The organism is Halomonas sp. GXIMD04776 (assembly GCF_049808615.1).
In the GTDB taxonomy this organism is placed as follows: Bacteria; Pseudomonadota; Gammaproteobacteria; order Pseudomonadales; family Halomonadaceae; genus Modicisalibacter.
Window position 1 is genome coordinate 1 of record NZ_JBNCAN010000063.1, and the last position, 1,101, is coordinate 1,101.

1 protein-coding gene is annotated in these 1,101 nt (G+C 62.5%); it reads right to left on the minus strand.

Annotated features, from left to right (window positions below):
* The coding region (locus ACPF7Z_RS19385; RefSeq protein ID WP_425194877.1) for an IS256 family transposase at window positions 1-1,101 on the minus strand (1,101 nt) is incomplete at both ends.

Genomic DNA, 1,101 nt, shown 5'->3' on the forward strand with positions numbered 1-1,101 from the left:
TTTTTGGGCGCTCTGAAGCAACTTGAATACCATCGACAGGGTCGTCGCCCGAGAGCCGCAGTTCCGGCTCCGCTTGCTGCGCAGACGGACCGTGGCGAAGGATGACTCGATCGGGTTAGTGGTGCGGATATGCACCCAATGCTCTGCCGGGTAGTCGTAGAACGCCAGCAGCGACTCCCGATCCTTGGCCAGGCACGCCATCGCCTTGGGGTACTTGGCCTCGAAGCGTTTCAGAGTGCGATCGAAGGCCTTGTGTGCCTCGTCGCGGGTCTCGGCCATCCAGATGTCATGCAGGTCTGCCTTGACCTTGGGCTGAACAGACTTCGGCAACTTATTCAGTACGTTAGCCGTCTTGTGAACCCAGCAGCGTTGATGGTCGGTTTCCGGGTAGACCTTGTTCAACGCCGCCCAGAACCCCATGGCGCCGTCGCCGACCGCCAGTTTGGGAGCCGTAGTCAGGCCGCGTTCACGCAGGCCCGTCAACAGGGTCTCCCAACTGGCCGCCGACTCGCGAAAGCCATCCTCGACGGCCACCAGTTCCTTTCGCCCTTGCTCGGTAACGCCAATGACCACCAGCAGGCACAGACGGTCATCCACTCGCACATTGCTGTAGACACCGTCGGCCCACCAGTAGGCGTAACGGCGATCCGACAGGTCCCGCTGACACCAAGCCCTGTGCTCGTCGAGCCAGTGGGCTTTCAATCGCGAAACCGTGTTGGCCGACAAGCCCTTCGCCTGGTCACCCAGCAGGGCCGACAGGGCCTCCTGGTAGTCGCCAGTGGAGATGCCCTTGAGATAAAGCCAGGGGATCAACTCCTCGATGCTGCGGGCCCGCTTCAGATAGGGCGGCAACAGGGTACTGTTGAAGCAGGCCTGGCCGCCACTCCGATCCCGTACCTTGGGGACCTTGACGGTGACCTCACCGATGCCGGTCTGCACAGTGCGCTCCGGCAAATGGCCGTTGCGTACCACCGCCTGTCGACCATCCGCCAGGGTCGTGTCGGCATACTGGGCCAGGAAAGTGGCCAGTTCGGCTTCCACGGCCTTGGCGATCAGGTCTCGTGCCCCTTGGCGCAGCAACTCATGCAACGGGTCGGTGGC